11 protein-coding genes are annotated in these 13,544 nt (G+C 68.5%); 7 read left to right on the forward strand and 4 right to left on the reverse strand.

Annotated features, from left to right (window positions below; all coding sequences use genetic code 11):
- Window positions 1-39 precede the first annotated feature (39 nt).
- A complete protein-coding gene (locus ACYVBN_RS13435) occupies window positions 40-774 on the forward strand; it encodes a class I SAM-dependent DNA methyltransferase (protein WP_460600965.1) in 735 nt (244 codons plus the stop codon).
- Window positions 775-1,087: 313 nt separating this feature from the next.
- Here ACYVBN_RS13435 and ACYVBN_RS13440 read toward each other — a convergent pair whose 3' ends face one another.
- A complete protein-coding gene (locus tag ACYVBN_RS13440; RefSeq protein WP_460600966.1) occupies window positions 1,088-2,569 on the reverse strand; it encodes a nucleobase:cation symporter-2 family protein in 1,482 nt (493 codons plus the stop codon).
- Window positions 2,570-2,836: 267 nt separating this feature from the next.
- On the opposite strand from ACYVBN_RS13440, the gene ispG reads away from it, so the two are divergent.
- The 3 genes from ispG to ACYVBN_RS13455 all read left to right on the forward strand — a co-directional run bounded on the left by ispG (window position 2,837) and on the right by ACYVBN_RS13455 (window position 6,712).
- Complete coding sequence (ispG, locus tag ACYVBN_RS13445) at window positions 2,837-3,979, forward strand: flavodoxin-dependent (E)-4-hydroxy-3-methylbut-2-enyl-diphosphate synthase (protein WP_440281815.1); 1,143 nt, start codon at window positions 2,837-2,839, stop codon at window positions 3,977-3,979.
- A gap of 50 nt (window positions 3,980-4,029) precedes the next feature.
- Window positions 4,030-4,731: a hypothetical protein gene (locus ACYVBN_RS13450; RefSeq protein WP_460600967.1), complete on the forward strand. Its 702-nt coding sequence runs from the start codon at window positions 4,030-4,032 to the stop codon at window positions 4,729-4,731.
- Window positions 4,732-4,933: 202 nt separating this feature from the next.
- Window positions 4,934-6,712, forward strand: coding sequence for an alpha/beta-hydrolase family protein (locus ACYVBN_RS13455; protein WP_460600968.1), 1,779 nt, complete (start codon window positions 4,934-4,936; stop codon window positions 6,710-6,712).
- Here ACYVBN_RS13455 and ACYVBN_RS13460 read toward each other — a convergent pair.
- Complete coding sequence (locus ACYVBN_RS13460) at window positions 6,692-7,309, reverse strand: DUF402 domain-containing protein (protein ID WP_460600969.1); 618 nt, start codon at window positions 7,307-7,309, stop codon at window positions 6,692-6,694. The genes ACYVBN_RS13455 and ACYVBN_RS13460 overlap by 21 nt on opposite strands.
- 82 nt (window positions 7,310-7,391) lie before the next feature.
- Here ACYVBN_RS13460 and ACYVBN_RS13465 point away from each other — a divergent pair, with 82 nt between their 5' ends.
- Window positions 7,392-8,234, forward strand: a complete 843-nt coding sequence (locus ACYVBN_RS13465; RefSeq protein ID WP_460600970.1) for a GNAT family N-acetyltransferase — start codon at window positions 7,392-7,394, stop codon at window positions 8,232-8,234.
- Window positions 8,235-8,246: 12 nt separating this feature from the next.
- Window positions 8,247-8,636, forward strand: coding sequence for a DoxX family protein (locus tag ACYVBN_RS13470; protein ID WP_440281783.1), 390 nt, complete (start codon window positions 8,247-8,249; stop codon window positions 8,634-8,636).
- 14 nt (window positions 8,637-8,650) lie between these two features.
- Here the strand turns inward: ACYVBN_RS13470 and ACYVBN_RS13475 are convergent, their stop codons facing one another.
- Window positions 8,651-10,039, reverse strand: a complete 1,389-nt coding sequence (locus tag ACYVBN_RS13475) for a CoA-transferase family III protein (RefSeq protein ID WP_460600971.1) — start codon at window positions 10,037-10,039, stop codon at window positions 8,651-8,653.
- Window positions 10,040-10,087: 48 nt separating this feature from the next.
- Between ACYVBN_RS13475 and ACYVBN_RS13480 the strand changes: the two genes are divergently transcribed.
- Complete coding sequence (locus ACYVBN_RS13480; protein ID WP_460600972.1) at window positions 10,088-11,746, forward strand: acyl-CoA dehydrogenase family protein; 1,659 nt, start codon at window positions 10,088-10,090, stop codon at window positions 11,744-11,746.
- Between the two features lie 108 nt (window positions 11,747-11,854).
- Here the strand turns inward: ACYVBN_RS13480 and ACYVBN_RS13485 are convergent, their stop codons facing one another.
- Window positions 11,855-13,537, reverse strand: coding sequence for a phospholipase C (locus tag ACYVBN_RS13485; RefSeq protein WP_460600973.1), 1,683 nt, complete (start codon window positions 13,535-13,537; stop codon window positions 11,855-11,857).
- Window positions 13,538-13,544 lie beyond the last annotated feature (7 nt).

Raw genomic sequence — 13,544 nt, forward strand, 5'->3', positions numbered from 1 at the left:
CGGTGGCATTGTCCCGCGGGTCGCGGCAGGGTCGTGGCCATGACGAGCAGCAGTGACCTGTGGGACGCCGAGACCGCCGAGCGGTATGACGAGGAGTCGTCGTTCATGTTCACGTCGGAGGTGTTGGATCCGGCGGTCGACTTCCTGGCGCGACTGGCGGGAAAGGGACCGGCGCTCGAGTTCGCCATCGGCACCGGGAGAGTGGCCATCCCGTTGCACGACAAGGGAATCAGCGTGTCCGGGATCGAGTTGTCGCAGCCGATGGCCGACCAGTTGGCCGCCAAGTGTGCCGACGTCCCGGTCACGGTCGGCGACATGGCGACGGCCTCCGTGGACGGCGACTTCACCCTGGTCTTCCTCCTCTGGAACAGCCTGGGCAATGTGCGAACCCAGGACGAGCAGGTGGAGGTGTTCCGAAATGCCGCTCGACACCTGGTGCCGGGCGGCCGTTTCGTCGTCGAGATCAGCGTCCCGAATCTGCGGCGCCTGCCACCGGGTCAGACCGTGGTGCCGTTCCACGTGGGGGAGCGCCACGTCGGCTTCGACACGTATGACCTGGTGACCCAGCAGAGCCAGTCCCACCATTACACCCGCCAGGACGACGGTTCATTCCGTCACGGTGTCGGCAACTTCCGCTACGTCTGGCCGGCGGAGTGTGACCTGATGGCCCAGCTCGCCGGTATGACGCTCGAGCAGCGGTTCGCCGACTGGCACGGCAGCGAGTTCACCGCAGACAGCGAGTCGCACGTGTCGGTATGGCGGCTGCCGGGCTGAGGTCCGCCGAGATTCGTTATCCGCACCCCTCTCGAACGGCATCGTCGCTGGGGAGGGGGTACTTGCGAATAACATTTATCACCGAAGAGTGTTGCTGTTGGTAGCTATTCCCAACGCCGACGGTGGTGAGACGTCCGAGCGCAATGGTGAAGGGCTCTGCGAGCGCTGCAACTACGTCAAGGAGCATCCCGATATTCAGGTGATTGGGGATGCCAGCCGCACGACCTGGCCGAAGCACCTGTCGCCATACCGAAGCCGTCATGCCGGCCTGCTCCAGTGCAGACCGGCATGACGGTGTTTCGGGTGGCGGACGTTACTCGGCGGTGACCCCGTCCACGCTGGCGGTCACAGTGTCCTTGGACTGACCACGACGCGGCCGACGCTCCGACGCGGCGATGTCGTCCTCGAGGCGTTCGCCCAGTTCGTCGACGCGGTTCTCCCGCTCGGCGAACACGGACGCACCCGGCTTGTTGCCCCACTTCCACTCGTTGAAGAAGATGTTGAGCAGCACCGCGCTGATTGCGGCCGAGCTGATGCCCGAGTCCATGATCACGCTGAACCAGTCCGGGAACTTGTCCCAGAAGGTGGGCATGCCGACCGGGATCATGCCGAACGCGAAGGCGACCGAGACGATGACGAGGTTCAGTCCGCCCGAGTAGTCGACCCGGGCGAGGGTGCGGATGCCGCTCGCCGTGACCGAACCGAACAGGATGATCCCCGCGCCGCCCAGCACCGGATAGGGGATGCCCGCGATCACTGCGCCGACGACCGGCAGCAGGCCGAGCACCACCAGCACCCCACCACCGGCCGCGACGGCGAACCGGCTCTTGATCCCGGTGAGTGCCACCAGACCGACGTTCTGCGCGAAGGCGCTGGCCGGGAAGCTGCCGACCAGCGGCGCAACGGTGGTGGCAGCCATGTCGGCGCGCAGGCCCGCCGCGACGCGCTTGTCGTCCACCTCGGTCTCCACGATCTCGCCGATCGCCAGGATGTCGGCGGTGGTCTCGGTCATGATCACGAAGATGACGATGGTCATCGACACGATCGCGCCGAACTGGAACTCCGGGGAGCCGAAGTGCAGGAACTGCGGCAGGGCGACGACCTTGGCGTCCTTGACCGCGGAGAAGTCCGCGTGACCCGTCACGACGGCGATCAGCGTGCCGATCACCATGCCGATCAGGATCGACAGTCGCGAGATCGCACCCTGGAAGAGCCGGCTGATCAACACGATGATCAGCAGGGTGATCGCCGCCAGGCCGATGTTGGAGGGGTCGCCGAAGTCTTTGGCCGACTGGTTGCCGCCCATGCACCAACTGAACGAGACCGGCAGCAGCGAAGCGCCGATGACGGTGATGATCGAGCCGGTCACGACCGCGGGGAAGAACCGCACGATGCGCGCGAAGTAGGTCGAGGCGAGCACGCCGATGATGCCGGCGACGATGATCGAGCCGAGGACCGGCCGCAGCCCGTCCTTGCTGGCGATCGACACCATGGTCGAGACGCTGGCGAAGGACACGCCTTGGACGATCGGCAGGCGGCTGCCCACCGGTCCGACGCCCAGCGTCTGCAGCAGGGTGGCCAGACCGCTGATGAACAGACCGGCGGTGACGAGCAGCGCGATGTCGCTGGGCTTCAGATGCGCGGCTCCGCCGATGATGATGGGTGGGGCGATCACTCCGCCATACATCGTCAGGATGTGTTGGGTTCCGTAGATCAACAGTCGGCCGGGACGGTACATCGTGTCCTCGGGACGACCCTGATACTTCGAGGTGCCCTCGCGTCGTAGGAGTTTCACGGCGCCATCCTCAGAGGTGTCTGGGCGCGGGACCGCCAGGGTCGGGGCGCGAGCAGGAAGGTCGGGGGAGCTCAGCGTGCACGATTCTCTCCGTTTCATAATGTGGAACTGCATTTTCGATATACGAAAGCGTGACATGGACCACATTCCGCGTCAACAGTTTGTTGAAGAGTGCTCGGTCAGCGGGACGGCGCGGGCGGCCGGTCGGGCACGTGCCGATCACTTCGGACCGAGAGTCATACTGGAGACGTGACTGTTTCTCTCGGTATGCCGAGCGCTCCGGCGCCGGTGCTCGCTCCCCGCCGCAAGTCTCGCAAGATCAAGGTCGGGAAGGTCGAGGTCGGAGGAGACGCTCCGATCTCCGTGCAGTCGATGTGCACGACACCGACCACCGACATCAACGCCACACTGCAGCAGATCGCCGAGCTGACGGCGGCGGGCTGCGACATCGTGCGGGTGGCGTGCCCGAGCCAGGACGACGCCGATGCGTTGCCGGCGATCGCGAAGAAGTCGCAGATCCCGGTCATCGCCGACATCCACTTCCAGCCGAAGTATGTCTTCGCCGCCATCGACGCCGGCTGTGCGGGCGTGCGGGTCAACCCCGGCAACATCCGCAAGTTCGACGACCAGGTCAAGCAGATCGCGCGCGCCGCCAAGGACGCCGGCGTCTCGCTGCGGATCGGTGTCAACGCCGGCTCGCTCGACAGGCGACTGCTGGAGAAGTACGGCAAGCCAACCGCGGAGGCGCTCGTCGAGTCGGCCGTCTGGGAGGCCAGCCTCTTCGAGGAGCACGATTTCCACGACTTCAAGATCTCGGTGAAGCACAACGACCCGGTGGTCATGGTGCGCGCCTACCAGTTGCTCGCCGAGCGCGGCGACTGGCCGCTGCACCTGGGCGTCACCGAGGCCGGCCCGGCGTTCCAGGGCACCATCAAGTCCGCGACCGCCTTCGGGGCGTTGTTGTCGCAGGGCATCGGCGACACCATCCGCGTCTCGCTCTCCGCGCCCCCGGTGGAGGAGATCAAGGTGGGCAACCAGATCCTGCAGTCCCTCAACCTCAAGCCGCGCAAGCTGGAGATCGTCTCATGCCCTTCCTGCGGGCGGGCACAGGTCGATGTCTACAAGCTCGCCGACGAGGTCACCGCCGGCCTCGAAGGTATGACGGTCCCGCTTCGCGTCGCGGTGATGGGTTGCGTCGTCAACGGCCCCGGCGAGGCGCGGGAGGCCGATCTGGGCGTTGCGTCCGGCAACGGCAAGGGACAGATCTTCGTCAAGGGCGAGGTGATCAAGACCGTTCCCGAGTCGCAGATCGTCGAGACCCTCATCGAGGAAGCCATGCGCATCGCCGACGAGATGGGCGAGCCGGTGGACGAGGACGCCGCGGGCAGCCCGAGCGTCACGGTCGGCTGACCGGCCGAGCGCCCGCTGTGTACCCTGCGCGCAGGGAAGGGAGACCCACGATGACACAGCAGCCGAACCAGCAGCCGGACCGGCCCGGCCATGACAATCCGTATGGCAGTCCCTACAACAACCCTCACAACAACCCGTACGGGCAGCCGCAACAATGGCCGAACCCGCCGGGGCCGCCGCCCCATGGTCGGCAGCCGTACGCACCGACACCGCAACGGGGTTACGGATACGGCCAGCAACCCCCGCCGGGTTACGGGCAGCCCTACGGGACGGCGCCGTACTACGGCATGCCGGCCTACGCCGGCCCTGCGCCCAAGGCACCGCTGAGCGTGCCTGCCCGCGGCATCGGGTGGGCCGCAGTGGCGGTCGGCGTCCTGGCGATCGTCGGCTGCTTCGGTGCGTGGGTGACCGTCGACTTCGGCTTCGTCCACCTGTCGATGAACGGTTTCGGACAGATCTCCGGCTCGGTCCAGGACTCGGCCAGCGAGGTCAAGGACGGCGTCCTGGTGGCGGTGCTGGCGGTCGTGGCGGTCGTCTTCGGGCTGTTGCGCGGTCTCGGCAGGGTCCCGTTGACGGCCGCAATCGTCACGCTCGTCGCCGGCGCGCTGAACGTCGCCATCACCGGTTACGACATCGGCGACCTCGGCACCGAGACGCCGGCCGCGAGCGTCGGGTGGGGGCTGTGGCTCTGCCTCGTGATGTCGATTGCCCTGTCGATCGTCGGCCTGGTCGGCATCCTCAAGCGCAACTAGGTCCGTCGGTCCGGCGCCCGCCGTACATTTCCGGCAACGGTCGCTCGAAGAGCACGGCATACGGCATCCGTCCCGTACATTGCCGGCAACGGTCGCTCGAAAAGCACGGCATACGGCAGAGCTCCGCACCCGTGGGCATTATTGCCGACCACTGACCGGGCGCGATGAGCGTGCGGTCACCGCCGCTGGATAACCTTCGGGGGTGACCAGCCGCGCTTCCGCTCCTGAGGTCGCAGACACGTCACCCGGCCCGGTGACCACCCGGGATGACGACCCCACCAAGTCCGAGAACGCCAGCGAACCCAACGTTTTCGCCCGCTTCCTGGCACGCCGGTCAGTCACCGGGTTGGTGCTCGGCTGGCTGGCGCTGCTGGCGAGTTTCGCCCCGAGCCTGTTGCCGCGGCCGTGGGCCGTGCAGGCCGCCGCCTCGGCCCTGTCCGCCATCACCGGGTACGCCGCTGGCACCCTGCTGGGCTCGGTCGCGTCCGTCGTCTTCGGCTGGCTGGGTGTGCGCGTGGTCTTCGCCGAAGCGCGTCGCACCCGCGTGCACATCGTGTTGTGGACGCTCGCGGTGGCCATCACGATCACGGTCTGGTTCGCCGGTTATCGCGGTCGCCGACACAGCGCCCGGTTGGTCGATCTGCCGGCCCCCTCGCTGCTCAGCGACGGACTGTCGCTGCTCGCCGCGATCGCCCTCACGGCCGTGCTGCTGGCGATCGTGTGGACGGTGCGCAGCGCCTTTCGCGCGTCCCGGTTCGTGCTCGGCTTCGCGCTCCCGAAACCGGTCGCAGGCCTGCTGGCCGTGTGCCTGGTGGCCGGGTCGGCGACCTGGCTGACCCGCAGCGTCATCGCGGTGAAGGGGCTGGAGGCGTTGTCGGCGTCCGCGGCGAAGGTCAACAACGCGCCGCCGGACGGGCTGGCGGCTCCGACCTCACCGCTGGTCTCCGGTGGCCCCGGCGCGACCCAGCCGTGGTCGAAGCTGGGGCGGGAGGGCCAGATCTACACCGCGCACACGCCGTCCGCGCAGACCATCTCGGCGATCAGCGGGCAGCCCGCCCAGCAGCCCATCCGGCTCTACGCCGCGCCGGAGACCGGCGATGTCGACCCGCACGCACTGGTGCACGTCATCGTCCAGGAGTTGCGCCGTACCGGCGCCCTGGACCGCAGATTCATCAACGTGGTCGGCACCACGGGCAGTGGCTGGGTGGACGAATACAACGTGCGCACCCTGGAGGTGCTCACCGGTGGCGACGTCGCCACTGTCGCGGTGCAGTACTCGTTCCTGCCCAGCGTGGTGCAGTTCCTCACCAACCGCTCGCTGCCGGCGCAGGTCGGCGAGGAGCTGGTGCGAACCGTCCACGCGATGATCCAGGCGCGCTCACCGGACCGGCGGCCGGAGTTGTTGCTCTCGGGCGAGTCGCTCGGTGCGTTGAGCACCGAGGCCGCGTTCGGTCGCGCCGACCAGTTGCTGTCGATGGTCGACGGTGCGCTGTGGAGCGGCACGCCCAACTCCACGCCGCTCTGGCGGTCCATCACCAGGGATCGCCAGCGTGGCAGCCCGCAGGTCGCTCCGGTGATCGACAACGGGCGGCACATCCGCTTCGCGGGCAACACCACACAGATCGACCGGGACGCCTACGGCCGCCCGCTCGGCGACTGGCGCCCGCCCCGGGTGTTGTTCTTGCAGCATCCGTCCGATCCAATCGTCTGGTGGGATCCCTCACTGATCTACCGTCAGCCGGCATGGACCCGTGAGCGCGCGGGCCACGACGTGGACAAGGACCTCACCTGGTATCCGCTGGTGACCTTCTGGCTCACGACCGTGGACCTGATCTCGGCCAACTCCTCGGTGGGCGGTCACGGACACCGCTACCGGGCCGAGCAGGTCGACGGCTGGGCAGGCGTCGTCGGCGTGCCGGTCGACGCGTCCGAGAAGACCGAGATCGTCAGGTCGGTCGAGTCACTCGATGCCGACGACTGACTCGGTGCCGTCCGCATCCTGACCGTATGACGTGCCGTCGGTCGTGCCCGGGTGCAGCCGGCGCATCCAGCGCCATCCGGTGTCGTCGAACGGGCCCCGCCCGTCCCGGATCGCGCCGAACACCCTCCTGGTGTCGTCCTCAGCTCGCCGGACGACCTCCTCCGGGTAACCGAATCTGCGCTGATGGTCGAGGAATTCGTCCTCGTCGTCGACATACAGGAAGCCGTTCGCGCGCTGCACCACGTCCAGATCGAGGTCGATCATCGTCACCCGCCAACCCCCGTCGTCGGTGCGCGACCAGACCGGCGCAGTGGTGATGTCGACATACACCTGGACCAGCTCGGGCGACCCGGTCGGCTCGTTGAACGCCGGCGTGAAGCCCGTCGCCGCCGGGAACAGCGAGACCGAGTCACGCTCGAGGTCGAAGGCCGCGCCGGGCCGCTCGAAGTGCGTCCCCCGCGGGAAGCCCACCCAGCAACCGTGCACATCGACACCCAGCAGGGTGCCGTGGCTCTGCCAGTGCGGCGATCCGTCCCACTTGCGGTAGTCGGCGTGGACGCGTGTTCCGGAAGGGTCGGAGGCCGTGGGAGAAGTCATCAGCGGCACTGTAACGAGAGACACCCCGAATCGATCAGCGGATTTCGGTGTGTGCGGGAGCGGACGGTGCAAGGCTGGAGGTGTGTTACGGACGCTCGGCGGAGCACGGGCTCTCGGCCCCGGCGACTTCTCGGCGGCGTTGGACCTGTGTGCGGCGGACCCACTGGCCAACGTCTTCGTCGCGGCGCGCCTCATCGAGGGCGGCCCGTCCTACGTCGGCGCCCTGCTCGGCACGGACGACGGTCGACGGCTGCGGTCGATGTGCTGGACGTCCGCCAACGTGGTGCCGATCGCCGCCGACGATGCGGCTCTGGACGCCTTCGCAGTCCGGTTGCGGCGCAAGCGACGCCGCTGCTCCTCCATCTTCGGCGACGCCGAACAGGTCCTCGGGCTGTGGCAACGGCTGGAAAGGCACTGGGGCGACGCACGATCGGTCCGGCCGGACCAGCCGATGCTGGCGGTGTCGTCGCTCCCGGCGCACGCCACCGGCCCGGTGGACGCCCGGGTGCGCCGAGCTCGGCTCGACGAGGTCGACGAGGTGCTGCCCGCCTCGGCCGCGATGTTCACCGAGGAGATCGGCTACCCGCCCTACACCGGCTCCGATCGTGAATACCGCCGCATGGTCACCTCGCTCATCAGCGCCGGGCACACCTTCGTCGTGACCGAGGGCCACCGGGTCGTCTTCAAGGCCGACGTCGGCTCGCTGGCGGCCGGAGTGGCGCAGTTGCAAGGGGTCTGGGTGGCGCCCGAGCGGCGCGGACAGGGCCTGGCGACGCCCGCGATGCGGGCGGTGGTGCAGCAGGTCATCGAGACCATCGCGCCGACGGTGACGCTCTACGTCAACGGCTACAACGAGCCGGCGCTGCGCACCTACCATGCCGCCGGCTTCCGGCAGGTGGGCACCTTCGCGACTGTCATCCTCTGAAACACTCCGAGCATGGTTGCCTCCCTGACCCCGACCGCCAAGATCCTCGTGGGCGCGTTCGCCACTTCCGGCGTGCTGCATCTGGTGCGTCCGCAGACGTTCGCCCCGATCATGCCGTCGAAGGTGCCCCGGCCGGTTGACGTCATCCGTGCCTCCGGCATCGCCGAATTGGCGTGCGCCGCAGGGCTGCTCGTGCCGACGACGCGCCGCACCGCCGGCCGCGCCTCGGCTGCGCTGCTGCTGGGCGTGTTCCCGGCCAACGTGCAGATGACGGCCAACGCAGCGAAGGTGGTTGCCACCCGGGGTGCCTCGCCGTCCCGGGCGATGTTCCTGGCCGGCACGGTGGCGCGCCTGCCATTGCAGTGGCCGCTCATCCGGGCCGCGTGGGGCGCCGGCCGCTGACCTGCACGCGCCACTCAGTGGCTCAGCCGGTCATCCGCTGATTCGTTCGGTTCGTCGTCGAGCCACCATTCCGGCGGGTCGGCCGCATAGCGGCGCGGCGGCGACGGGAAGTCCAGCGGCACGTGGCCGGCGAACAGCGGCGGGCGCACGTAGTCGATGCTGCCGTACGGCGAGGCGGCGCTGGCCGACCACAGCGGGCAGTCGGGGCCGTCGAAGGCGTCCTGCGGCTCGACGGGGGCCGCATCCCGCTGCAACAGCCAGTGCGCGGTGCGGGCAAGGGCCAGCCGTGCGCCGGCGCCGCCCTCGTACGGGCGGCGGGCCAGCAGCCGCATGGCCGTCGCCGCGATCAGGTACCCGGTGGCGTGGTCCAACGCCTGGACCGGGAGCGCCCCGGGCCGGCCCTCGCCGTCCGCGTAGCCGGTGGCGATGCCACTGACGGCCTGCACGATGCTGTCGAAGCCACGCTCCTGTCCCCAGGCGCCCATGTCGCCCCACGCGGACAGTTCGACGACCACCATGCGGGGATGATCGGCGAGGAGCGACGACCGGTCCAGTCCGAAGCGGTGCAGGGACCCCGGTCGGTAGCCGCTGAGCACGATGTCGGCGGTGCCGGCGAGCTCGCGCACCGTCGCCAGACCGTGCGTGTCGGCGAAGTCGAGTGCCGCCGTCCGTTTCGCGAAACCGGTGTCCAGGTGCTGTTCGAGCAGTTCGGGGCGGTCGGGCCGGTCGATCCGCAGCACATCGGCGCCCAGCGCACCGAGGAAGCGTGCTGCCGTCGGGCCGGCGATGACCCGGGTCAGATCCAGCACGCGGACGCCGTGCAAGGGCAGCGAATCCGACGGCAGGAGAGGACTGGTCGCACCGGTCGACGGATCGACGGTCACCAGCGGACGGTCGGCGATGGCCGCGCGATGGTGGGGGTGCGCGCGCCATACGTCCGCGCTGCGTACCGCGCCGGCGATGCCGCCGGCGGCGCGCAGCTCCTCCTCGAGCGACACCGCCGTCCGCTCCTGTATGGCGCTCGCGACCGCACGCCGGTCCGGCGCGCCGAGGACGGCACGGATCACGTCGGCGTGGTGGGGATAGTTGCCATGCAGCCGGATCCAGCCGTCGGCCGTCCGGAAGAAACCGGACAGTTCACCCCATCCGTGCGGTGCTTCCCCGTTCACCCTGAGCCGGTCGAGCGAGCCGAACGAGGCACCGACCAGGCCGCTCGCAACGAACGAGCGCCAGGACGAACCACGTGATGACGCAAGGGCGTTCGCCGCTGATGCGGCCGCGACGACACTGCCGACGGCGAGTCCTTCGACGTCGAGCGGACCGGTCCACCATCGTCGCGGACCACGGGCGAGCTCGTCGGACGCCCACGGCAGCGGCAGCGCCGGCCAAGAGGTCGATTCCATCCGACGACCGTAGCGTCCATGGTCGAGCGGCTGCGTAGTCTGTCCCGCATGGCCGACTCCACCGATCCGTTCGCCCGGCAGCCCGGCAATCAGCCTCCGTTGCTGGTCGGCCACAACACCGTCACCGGCGATGCAGCGCTGACCGATGCGGTGCGTGCCCTGGCCGGCGCAGCTGCCGATCGGGTGCTTGCCTCGCTCGCGCCGGTCGGGCAACTGGCCGGCTCGGCGGAGGCCCGCGAACACGGGATGCTCGCCAATGCCCACGATCCGGTGTTTCGTCCGGTCGACCCTTTCGGTGCGCGTGTCGACGAGGTCGATTTCCACCCGAGCTGGCACTGGATGCTCGACAAGGGTGTCGGCTTCGGGCTCACCGGCGCCCCGTGGACCTCGGCCGAACCAATGCAGCACCTGCGGCGGGCGGCGGCATACATCGCGTGGAGCGCGATCGAGCCAGGGCACGGATGCCCGATGACGATGACCTACGCCGCCGTGCCCGCGCTCCGTGCCGATGCCGCACTTGCCGACGAGCTCACGCCCGGATTGTCTTCCACCACCTACGATTTCGGCCTGCGTGAACCCACCGGCAAGCGTGGTCTGCTCGCGGGCATGGGTATGACGGAGAAGCAGGGCGGCTCCGATGTGCGCACCAACACGACCGTGGCCGCTCCGACGGCTGACGGCAGCTACCGGCTGACCGGTCACAAGTGGTTCACCTCCGCCCCGATGAACGACCTCTTCCTGGTGCTCGCTCAGGCACCGGGCGGCCTGACCTGTTTCGTGGTGCCACGCGTGCTGCCGGACGGCAGCCGCAACCCGCTGCACATCGTGCGCTTGAAGGACAAGCTGGGCAATCGGTCGAACGCGTCCAGCGAGTTGGAGTTCGCCGGCGTCCACGCCCGCCGGCTCGGTGACGAGGGCGCCGGCGTGCGCACCATCATCGAGATGGTCGCCGCGACCCGGCTGGATTGCGTGCTGGGATCATCGGCGCTCATGCGCCGCAGCCTCGCCGAGGCGATCTGGCATGCCCGACATCGCAGTGCGTTCGGCGGCCTGCTGGTGGACAAGCCGGCGATGCGCAACGTGCTGGCCGATCTCGCCCTCGAGTCCGAGGCGGCCACGGCGCTCGGCCTGCGCCTCGCGCGGGCCGTCGAGTCGCCGGACGACCCGGCACAACGCGCCCTGCGCCGCATCGGCTTGCCGTTGGCGAAGTTCTGGGTGTGCAAGCGCACGCCGTTCCACGTGGCGGAAGCGCTGGAGGTGCTCGGCGGCAACGGTTACGTCGAGGACTCCGGCCTGCCGATGCTTTTCCGCGAGTCGCCGCTCAACTCCATCTGGGAGGGCAGTGGCAACGTCAACGCACTGGACGTGCTGCGGGTGCTGCAGCGTCAGCCGGAGGGGATCGATGCCTGGCGCGACGAGGTCGAGCAGGCCGGAGTCGCGGAGCTGCACGACGGTGTCACTGAAGTGCTGAAAACCATTGCTGGCCTGGGAGATACGTCCAGCGCCGAGTATGTCGCCCGCTGGCTCGCGGCACGCATGGCGGTGCTTGTGCAAGCCAGTCTGCTGGTCCGGCAGTCGCCGACCGAAGTCGCGGAGGCATTCCTGGCTTCGCGGGTGCTGGGCCGGCACGCCGGAGTTTTCGGCACCTTGCCCCCCGGACTCGACACCGCATCGATCGTGCGGCGTGCGCAACCGGTCGCTGGGTGAGAGAGACGCACGCAGGGCGAGTAACTGACGACAGTCGTCAGTTACTCGCCCTGCGAGCGGCTTTCCGGCGAGGAGGTCGCTACTGTCGTGACTTCCTCGTCGCGAGCGTCAGGCGTGCCCGTGCCCTTTTCCGTGGCCCTTTCCATGCCCGGGGTGTTTCACCGGGGGAGTCACGCTCTTGACCGAGCCGTCCTCGTTCAGCAGGACGGTGGACGCCTTCGGCCGGCCGAAGCTGAGCAGCGAGGCGAACGAGTGCGCGCGTGCGTCGAACGATCCGTTGCCCAACTGCGGCAACTTCCAGTTCTGTTCGACGAACTTGATGACCGAGGCCTGCTCCAGCGGCTGGTGGCTGATCGAGTTGACCTTCGAGTAGGGCGAGATCACGAGGAACGGCAGCCGCGGCCCCGGACCGCACCGGTCGTCCTGCGGGCCACTCGCGGTGACCGGTTCCTTGACCCGGGTGCACATCGGCTCGTTGAGGGTGGTGTCGCGCGCACCGGTGCGGATCGTGGCGAACTGGTGGTCGTACCAGCCGTCCGAATCGTCATACGTGACAACGATCGCGGTGCTCTTCCACTCCGGCGACTGCTGGATGGCGTTGATCTCGTTCACCAGGAAGTGCTGCTCGTCGATCGGGTCCGAGTAGCCGGCGTGGCCGTCCTGGTAGGACGGCGCCTTCAGGAACGACACCGCCGGCATGTCACCGCTCTTGAGCGCGTCGTTGAACCACGTCAGGTCGTACTGGTGGTTGGCCTGACCGTCGTGGCCGACCTCGGCGAGTGACTTCGGCGGCAGGTGGTGCGGGTTGGACGTGGACTTGTAATAGGCGAAGGGGTTGTGGTGCGGGCTGTAGTCCACCGACGTGCCGCCGCCGACGTTGGCGTGCGCGGTGGTGCACTGCGCGTAGCTGCCGTCTCCGGCGTACGCCGTGTTCGGCGTGAACCCGCCCTGGAACCAACCCCACGAGATGCCGGCGGAGCTCAACTCGTCGCCGATGTTCTTGCCCTGCATGACACCGAGGTTGTTGGTCGAGGTGTGGTTGTGATCCGAACAGTCGTCGAAGGCGGGGTCCGGGTCGTTGGTCATGGTGCCCACGCCGTGCGCGTCGGGCGTGGAGACGACGTACCCGTCCGACGTCGGTTCGCCGGTCCTGGGATCGACCGCGTGGATCCCCCAGGTGTTTCCGGACGCCAGGTTGATCGCCCCGGGGGATGACGGCCCGTAGTTCGAGCCGTACATGTTGTCGCTCATCGCGTAGTGCTGCGCGTAGTTCCACATCCCGGTGACGGTGTTGCCGTCGAAGTAGCCCATCGCCAGTCCGGGTGCGCCGAACTCGCCGGTGCAGGTGTCGACACTGGTGTTCTCGATGACCTTGTCGTTCTTGCCGCCGTCGGCCGCCTTCTGCTCCGGCTGATAGGCGTGGTTCTGGTCGCAGGTGACCGCCTGGTCCGGAGTGAGACGGAACGGTTTGTAGAGATTGGGATTGGAGCGGATCAGGCCGGCGTTCTGCTCGGTGTCGGCGCGTGGCGTATGGCGGGCCGCGGTGAACTTCGTGCCGTCGGTGTTGGCGGCGTGCGGATAGGTGCCGAAGTAGTGGTCGAACGACACGTTCTCGTCGAACAGGACGACGAGATGCTTGATCGGCGTGGTGGTGCGGGGCGTCTGATGACGGGAATGTGCTGGAGGCGGCGTCGCGGCGTGCGCGCTGGACTGCAGCGCGACGGTGGCACCTGCGGCGACGATCACCGCACTCGTCGACGCAGCGACGAGCAGTGCAGGCTTCTTGTGCACGATCTGT

It is taken from the genome of Flexivirga lutea (genome assembly GCF_054778955.1).

What these genes read in the sequence shown, in the direction of transcription:
- ACYVBN_RS13460 (WP_460600969.1), bottom strand. Translation starts at nt 7,309, where the DNA reads ATGACTTCTCCCACGGCCTCCGACCCTTCCGGAACACGCGTCCACGCC.
- ACYVBN_RS13450 (WP_460600967.1), top strand. Translation starts at nt 4,030, where the DNA reads ATGACACAGCAGCCGAACCAGCAGCCGGACCGGCCCGGCCATGACAAT.
- ACYVBN_RS13475 (WP_460600971.1), bottom strand. Translation starts at nt 10,039, where the DNA reads ATGGAATCGACCTCTTGGCCGGCGCTGCCGCTGCCGTGGGCGTCCGAC.
- ACYVBN_RS13480 (WP_460600972.1), top strand. Translation starts at nt 10,088, where the DNA reads ATGGCCGACTCCACCGATCCGTTCGCCCGGCAGCCCGGCAATCAGCCT.
- ACYVBN_RS13470 (WP_440281783.1), top strand. Translation starts at nt 8,247, where the DNA reads ATGGTTGCCTCCCTGACCCCGACCGCCAAGATCCTCGTGGGCGCGTTC.
- ispG (WP_440281815.1), top strand. Translation starts at nt 2,837, where the DNA reads ATGCCGAGCGCTCCGGCGCCGGTGCTCGCTCCCCGCCGCAAGTCTCGC.
- ACYVBN_RS13435 (WP_460600965.1), top strand. Translation starts at nt 40, where the DNA reads ATGACGAGCAGCAGTGACCTGTGGGACGCCGAGACCGCCGAGCGGTAT.